The organism is Lentzea pudingi (assembly GCF_014646255.1).
GTDB lineage: Bacteria > Actinomycetota > Actinomycetes > Mycobacteriales > Pseudonocardiaceae > Lentzea > Lentzea pudingi.
In genome coordinates this window covers 211,070-217,799 of record NZ_BMNC01000012.1, presented here as the reverse complement: position 1 = coordinate 217,799, position 6,730 = coordinate 211,070, and the positions used below count along the sequence as shown (strand labels likewise).

The 6,730-nt window shown below is 68.3% G+C and carries 9 protein-coding genes; 6 read left to right on the top strand and 3 right to left on the bottom strand.

Going from position 1 to position 6,730, the window contains the following annotated elements:
• The first annotated feature begins 619 nt into the window (after window positions 1-619).
• From pgeF to IEY88_RS32480, 6 genes are all read left to right on the top strand, one after another.
• On the top strand, window positions 620-1,324 hold the full coding sequence (pgeF, locus tag IEY88_RS32505; protein ID WP_189158711.1) for a peptidoglycan editing factor PgeF: 705 nt from the start codon (window positions 620-622) through the stop codon (window positions 1,322-1,324).
• Window positions 1,321-2,019 (top strand): YggS family pyridoxal phosphate-dependent enzyme, encoded by a 699-nt coding sequence (locus tag IEY88_RS32500; protein WP_189158710.1) that lies wholly within the window; start codon window positions 1,321-1,323, stop codon window positions 2,017-2,019. The genes pgeF and IEY88_RS32500 overlap by 4 nt, the downstream gene beginning before the upstream one ends.
• 67 nt (window positions 2,020-2,086) lie before the next feature.
• Window positions 2,087-2,740, top strand: coding sequence for a cell division protein SepF (locus tag IEY88_RS32495; protein ID WP_189158709.1), 654 nt, complete (start codon window positions 2,087-2,089; stop codon window positions 2,738-2,740).
• A gap of 18 nt (window positions 2,741-2,758) precedes the next feature.
• Window positions 2,759-3,034, top strand: coding sequence for a YggT family protein (locus IEY88_RS32490; protein ID WP_189158733.1), 276 nt, complete (start codon window positions 2,759-2,761; stop codon window positions 3,032-3,034).
• A 48-nt stretch (window positions 3,035-3,082) separates the two neighbouring features.
• A complete protein-coding gene (wag31, locus tag IEY88_RS32485) occupies window positions 3,083-3,898 on the top strand; it encodes a DivIVA-like cell division protein Wag31 (RefSeq protein ID WP_189158708.1) in 816 nt (271 codons plus the stop codon).
• Window positions 3,899-3,913: 15 nt separating this feature from the next.
• Complete coding sequence (locus IEY88_RS32480; RefSeq protein ID WP_189158707.1) at window positions 3,914-4,408, top strand: hypothetical protein; 495 nt, start codon at window positions 3,914-3,916, stop codon at window positions 4,406-4,408.
• Window positions 4,409-4,442: 34 nt separating this feature from the next.
• On the opposite strand, the gene IEY88_RS32475 is transcribed toward IEY88_RS32480, so the two are convergent.
• The 3 genes from IEY88_RS32475 to IEY88_RS32465 all read right to left on the bottom strand — a co-directional run bounded on the left by IEY88_RS32475 (window position 4,443) and on the right by IEY88_RS32465 (window position 6,471).
• Entirely contained in the window at window positions 4,443-4,907 is a 465-nt protein-coding gene (locus IEY88_RS32475; protein ID WP_189158706.1) for a hypothetical protein, read from the bottom strand.
• Between the two features lie 74 nt (window positions 4,908-4,981).
• Window positions 4,982-6,130, bottom strand: a complete 1,149-nt coding sequence (locus IEY88_RS32470) for an AfsR/SARP family transcriptional regulator (protein WP_189158705.1) — start codon at window positions 6,128-6,130, stop codon at window positions 4,982-4,984.
• The gene (locus IEY88_RS32465; protein ID WP_189158704.1) at window positions 6,127-6,471 is read right to left on the bottom strand and encodes a DoxX family protein; all 345 of its coding nucleotides are present in this window, start codon (window positions 6,469-6,471) and stop codon (window positions 6,127-6,129) included. The genes IEY88_RS32470 and IEY88_RS32465 overlap by 4 nt, the downstream gene beginning before the upstream one ends.
• Window positions 6,472-6,730 lie beyond the last annotated feature (259 nt).

Sequence of the window (6,730 nt, the reverse complement as noted above, 5' to 3'; positions counted from 1 at the left end):
GACACCAATTGATCATCTGTGTTGCGACGACCCCTGGAATCCACCTCTGATCAGGGGGCCCGCGCTGCCTGCGGGTAGATGGCACGCCTGTTGCTTCGAGCGGCTGCCGGTTGCGTAGTTTGGTGGCGTCGGCGGTGGGGTCCCATCACGAGCCGAGCCAAGAGCGGGCCACATGCCTGAAGGGGTGTCAAGCAGGCGAAAAGCGTGCCTGCTTGACACCCCTTCAGGCATGCAGCAAGTGCTGTGGCGCGACTCGTGATGGGACCCCACCGCCCCTCGGGTTTGGAAAGACGGCTCGCCTGCGGCATCGCGAGAGCGAAGGGCGGCTCGCCTTCGGCGTCGCGAGAGCGAAGGGCGGCTCGCCTGCGGCGTCGCGTGGGGAAGGGCGCCTCGCCTCCGGCATCGCGAGACCAAGGGCGGCTCGCCTTCGGCATCGCGTGGGGAAGGACGGCTCGCCTGCGGCGTCGCGGCGAGCTGGCGTGCCTCGTGCCTCGTGCCTCGTGCTCGTGCCCTCGTGCCTCGTGCTCTGGCTGGTCGCCTCTCGGGTCGCGCGGGTGGGGTGGCGCGGCTCGGGAGAGGCGTGGCTGGGGTGGTTCGGGGTGCGAACTAGGGTGTGGGCGTGCGCATTCGTCGTGTTGTCACCACCCGCGCCGGTGGTGTGTCCAAGGCGCCCTTCGACTCGTTCAACCTCGGCGATCACGTTGGGGACGAGCTTGAGGCCGTTGAGGCCAACCGTCGGAGACTGGCTGAAGGGGTTGGGCTTGCGCCCGACCGGTTGGTCTGGATGGAGCAGGTGCACGGGCGCACTGTTGCCACCGTTGACGGGCCGCAGGGTGAGCCGCTTGAGGCCACTGATGCCGTTGTGACGAAACGGGCTGGGCTCGGGCTTGTCGTGTTGACTGCCGACTGTGTGCCGGTGTTGCTCGGTGATCAAGAGGCTGGTGTTGTCGGGGCCGTGCACGCTGGGCGGGTCGGGGCTCGGGTTGGGGTGGTTGTCGAGGCGCTCAAGGCGATGATGGCGCTGGGGGCCGAGCTCGAGCGCATCGAGGTGTTGTTGGGGCCCTCGGTGTGTGGTGAGTGTTATGAGGTGCCTGTCGAGATGCAGAAGGACGTCGAGAAGCATCTGCCTGGTAGCGCCTCCAAGTCGCGGAAGGGTACGCCCGCGTTGGACCTTCGGGCCGGGCTGTGGAACCAGCTCGCCAGTGCCGGGGTGGGGAAGATCGGGGCTGATCCTCGGTGCACGTTCGAGGAGAAGGACCTGTTCAGTCACCGGCGGCAGGCGCCTACGGGGCGGCTTGCGTCGGTGGTCTGGATCGAGCCGTGAACCGTGCCGAGGAGTTGGAGGCGAACCTCGCCGAGGTCGAGGAGCGCATCGCCAAGGCCTGTGGGGTGGCGGGGCGTGAGCGCGGGGAAGTGATGTTGCTCGCGGTGACGAAAACCTGGCCCGCCAGCGATGTGGAGATCCTTTATGAGCTCGGACTCCGGCACTTCGCGGAGAACCGGGATCAGGAGGCGAGCGAGAAGGTCGGCCAATTGAGACATCTCGAAGAAGCGAGATGGCACATGGTCGGGCGGTTGCAGCGCAACAAAGCGAAGTCCGTCGTCGGGTGGGCCGATCAGGTCGACTCCGTGGACAGCGTGCGGCTGGCCGAGGCGTTGGCGAAGGCGGCGCGTTCGCGGGGTACGACTTTGGACGTCTTGTTGCAGGTCAGCATCGACGGGGACACGTCGCGCGGTGGGGTTGCTGTTGCGGATGTGGCGGAACTGGCTGGCGTGATCACTCGTTCGGGTGATCTTATTCTCCGAGGTGCGATGACTGTCGCGCCTCGGACGATGAATCCATCGCAGGCGTTTCAGGCGTTGGTTTCGGTGGTATCTCGCCTACGTGATGATCATCCCACTGCCACGCACGTGTCAGCGGGAATGAGCGGTGACCTGGAAGATGCCATCTCGCACGGATCGACCTGTGTGCGTGTCGGAACGGCGTTGCTCGGCAGCCGGCGACTAACCTCGCCGTAGGTTGTCGGGAACCTCGGGACCGTCCGCACCGTCCCTAAGAGTGGGGAACCGCCGAGGAGGGGCTGGAATGAGCGCTTTGCACAAGCTGAAGGCCTACTTCGGGATGGTCCCCGCCGAGTACGCAGACGACCCCGGCTACGACGACGACCGAGGTCGCTACGGCGACTACCGGTCCGAGTACGCGGCCGAGGCCGACGACTACGACCCGTACCCGCGGCGCAGCCGCGTGTTCACGCCGGGCCGGTCGGAGCTCCAGGGCTCCGGGTACCGGGCCGACATCGACGAGTCGGACGACTACGAGCCGGAGTCGCGGCGCGGGGGCAGCCCCTCGAGCACGCGACGCTGGAGTGCCGATGCCCCCGTGCACGGCGCACTCGCGGTCGAGCCGCAGCGCGAGCCCGTGAGCAGGCTGCGTCCCGTGGCAGAGCCGGCAGGCAACCCGTTGGCGCGCATCACCACGCTTCACCCCCGTACCTACAGCGAGGCGCGCACGATCGGGGAGCACTACCGGGACGGCACCCCGGTGATCTTGAACCTGACCGACATGGACGACGCGGACGCGAAGCGTCTCGTCGACTTCTCGGCCGGTCTCGCGTTCGCTCTGCGCGGGTCCATGGACAAGATCACGAGCAGGGTGTTCCTTCTCTCACCGCCGAACGTTGACGTCACGGCGGAGGACCGCAGGAAGCTGGCGGAGGGTGGCTTCGGGAACCACGGTTAGAGTTGACCCGTGGACCCGATCCGTCTCGTCATCTTCTACGTCCTGTTCGCGTTCTCCCTGTTCCTGACCGCGCGTGTCGTGGTCGAGATGGTGCGGACGTTCGCGAGGGAATGGCGCCCGGCCGGCGGCGTGGCCGTGACGCTGGAGACCGTGTACACGGTCACCGACCCACCGGTCCTACTGCTCCGTCGGGTGATCCCGACAGTGCGGATCGGGGGCGTCGGGCTGGACCTATCGATTATTGTGCTGTGGCTAGTCGTTATCATTCTGATGCGATTCGCAGATCCCAGGTGACGGGGAACCGTGGGATGACCGCAGCCCAGGAGTGCGAGAGGTGATCCGATGCCGTTGACCCCCGCTGATGTGCACAACGTTGCATTCAGCAAGCCGCCGATTGGCAAGCGGGGCTACAACGAGGACGAGGTGGACGCGTTCCTCGACCTGGTTGAGGGCGAGCTCGCCCGCTTGATCGAGGAGAACAACGACCTCCGTCAGCAAGTCGAGCAGCTCGACCAGCAGCTCGAGACTTCGCGCGCCGATCTCGACGACGCGCGAGCGAAGGCTTCTGCCAGCCCCATGACGAGCCGTATGCCGGTGGAGGAGCCGCGCCGCCTGGCGCCGGTCCCGCCGCCCTCGGTGATGGAGCAGACGTCCCCCGGTGGTGGCGGAGACCACCACGTGCAGGCCGCGAAGGTCCTGGGCCTCGCCCAGGAGATGGCGGACCGGCTGACGGGCGAGGCGAAGGCCGAGGCGGACGGCATGCTGTCCGAGGCCCGCACGAAGTCCGAGCAGCTGTTGTCCGAGGCTCGCGCCAAGGCCGACACGATGGTCAACGAGGCGCGCACGCGTGCCGAGACCATGCTCAACGACGCGCGGACGCGTTCCGAGACGCTGGAGCGGCAGGCCCGTGAGAAGGCCACCGCGCTGGACCGTGACGCGCAGCGCAAGCACGCTGAGGTGATGGGCAACATCACCCAGGAGAAGAACACGCTCGAGAAGCAGATCGACAAGCTGCAGACGTTCGAGCGCGAGTACCGCACGCGACTGAAGACCATGCTCGAGTCGTCCCTGCGCGACCTCCAGGACCGCGGCCCCGCCGCACCGTCCGAGGGTCGTTCCCAGGGCTACTCGTTCGGCGCACGCGCCGAAGCGGGCTGAACTACTGTTCGCTAGGTGCTCTTCGTAGTTCTGCTTCTGGTGCTGGCAGCCCTCGGGTTGCTCGTTCCCGCACTGGCCACGTCCAACACGATCTGGGCGTGGTCCTCCGTGGGCGCGAGCGTGCTCGCCGCCCTGGTCCTCGCTGGGGACTGGTGGCGGAGACGGCCGGGGGACCCCGCTGCCGACGCGCAGAGTGTAGATCAACAAGCTGTGGCTGATGATCAACGGGTGGTCGTCTCGGCAGAAGCCGACACGCCGCCCGCTGACGAGGAACCACCGGAAGAGGACACCGACGCGGCGGACATGCTCGTCGTGGCCGATCTGGTGGACGAGGTCCGGGTGCTGGACGAGCGGCCCCGGTACCACCTGAGCTCGTGTTCCTGGCTTGCCGGGAGGCCCACGCTGGGCCTCCCGGTGCAGGAAGCACGGCAACTGCAGTTCACGCCGTGCGCGCTGTGCACCCCTGACGCGGTGCTGGTGCGCAGGAGCCGCTCAGCACAGGTGGACTGAGCGGCCCGCTGGAGCCCTGGACGTGGGCGTGGTGTCAGCGCCGGTAGCTGATCTTCGCGCGGAACGCGTTGTCCGGTTTGTCGCTGCAGCGGTGCTCGACGGAGCCGTCGAGCGCGGTCACGAATCCCCGGTCGTCGAGCTCGAGACGGTCGATGGTGTAGTCGGCCTTGTCGTCGATGCAGCCGAGGCCCTTCTCGATGACGATCGCCCGCTCGTCGGTGTAGGTGCCCGGCGTGATCGGCAGCCCGTCGTGGCGCGAGAGGTCGACGACGTAGTAGGTCCGGGCCTGGCGGCTTTCGACGTCGATGTGCAGGGTGTTGTCGTCCCAGCCCCGCTGTCCCACGATGAACTCCGCGTCCGGCGTGGTCCACTCACCGCTGACGGCGGAGATCGGGAAGGCGCCGGCCTCGGCGTCGAACGTGAACGTCGACGGCTCGGCAGCGGACGCGACTCCCGCGCCCAGCAGTGTGAGAGCGCAGGTCAAAGCCAAGACACGCATCTGATCCCCCAGAGAGATGGTCTGTGGGGGCCAGTCTGGCGCAGGTGCGCAACCCGCGGCATGAGTGCTTCTACTCAGAGCACGACCGGGCGCGCGCCGTGGGCGGTGACGAGACCGGGCAGGCGTTCGCGGCTCGTCACGACGACCCGGCAGCGCGGGGTGCCCGGCAGCAGCGGCACGACCTGTGCGGTGTCCGCGGCGTTGTCGAGCACGATCAGCATTCGCCGATCGGCCAGCAACGTGCGGTAGAGCGCCGTCTGCGCGTGCGGCTCCGGCGGGATGCCGTCCGGGCTGGTGCCCAGCGCCGTGATGAACCCGCGGACGACGTCGGCGGGGTCGGAGTCGTCGAGAGCGACGAACAGCTGGCCGTCGGGGTAGTCGGCGGCGTGCTCGTGCGCCCAGTGCAACGCGAGCCGCGTCTTGCCGGAGCCGGCCGGTCCGGTGATCGTGACGATCGGCCCGGCCAGGTCGAGGGCCGCCAGCTCAGCCGCCATGCCGGCGAAATCCGTCGGCGCGGGCGGAAGCTGGCGCGGACTCCACTGTGGACGTTGGACCAGCGACGCGTGCAGGTCGCGCAACGCGGGACCGGGGTCGAGGCCCAGTTCGTCCGCGAGCCGATCACGCAGCCCCGAGTAGTAGGCGAGCGCATCAGCGCGTTGGCCGGCGCCGATCAACGCACGCATCAGCTGCCCGGCGAGCCGTTCGTCGAGCGGGCGTTCGGACGTGCGCGCAGTCAGTTCGGCAACGAGAGAGAGGTGCTCCCCGGCGGCCAGGCGCGCGTCGATGTGGTCCAACTCGGCAGCGGTGATCTCGCCCGCCAGCGTCTCGCGCAGACCGTCGAACCACGCGCCGTGCAGCCCCTCGAACGGTTCGCCACGCACGAGCGCCATCGCCTCATCAGGCCGTCCGAGCGCCACGAGAGAGCGGAAGTGGTGCAAGTCGATGGACGCGGGATCCGCCTCCAGCACGTACCCGCCGGAACGACGCACGATCGGGATGCCGTCCAACGCCGTCCGCAACCGCGACACGTAGCTGTAGAGCGCGGCCTTGGCCTGCCGCGGCGGCGCGTCACCCCACACCCGGGACAGCAGCTTGTCGACGCCGACGACCTGGTGGACGTCGACCAGCAACACCGCCAGCACGCTCAACTGGCGTGCGTGACCCACGTCGACGAGCTCTCCGTCGCGCCGGACCTCAGGTGTGCCGAGGAGGTGGAACTTCACCGGTCCAGGAACAGCAACGTGATCAGCAGACCCAGCAGCACCAGGTCCAGGACCACGCCCGACGGCTTCGAGTCGTAGCGCAGCCGCGTGATCGTGGCGCCGACCATCAGCAGCCCGAGCCCGACGGTGGCCGCGTGCGCCACCCCCTCCCACGTGACGAGGCCGACGACCAGGCCCGCGGCACCGGCCCACTCCAGCGCGCCGATGGTGCGCCACAGCGCCGGGTTCATCCGGAAGTGGTCGCGTGCCTCCAGTGACGCCTTCGCGCCGAACAGCTTGCCCGCGCCTGTTGCGACGAACAGCAGGGCCAGCACGATCGACAACGCGATGGTCAACGTCATCGGCCGAGCATACGGTTTGCGCCTCCGGTTACCCTGTAACCACAGGCACCGATCCGGCCATCACCGGGGAGCCTCCGGAAGAACAGGCGGCAGTGTTCGACTCTGCGGCCCCAGTAGAACCGGACGGGACCGGCCCGTCACAGCCGAAGAACGAGAGGCTCGTCCCCAGGGGGCGGGCAAGCGGGGTGGTACCGCGGCAGGCCGAGCCACATCGGCGTGTCGTCCTCGCGTGTCCAACGTGACCGCGAGGAGCAGTGGA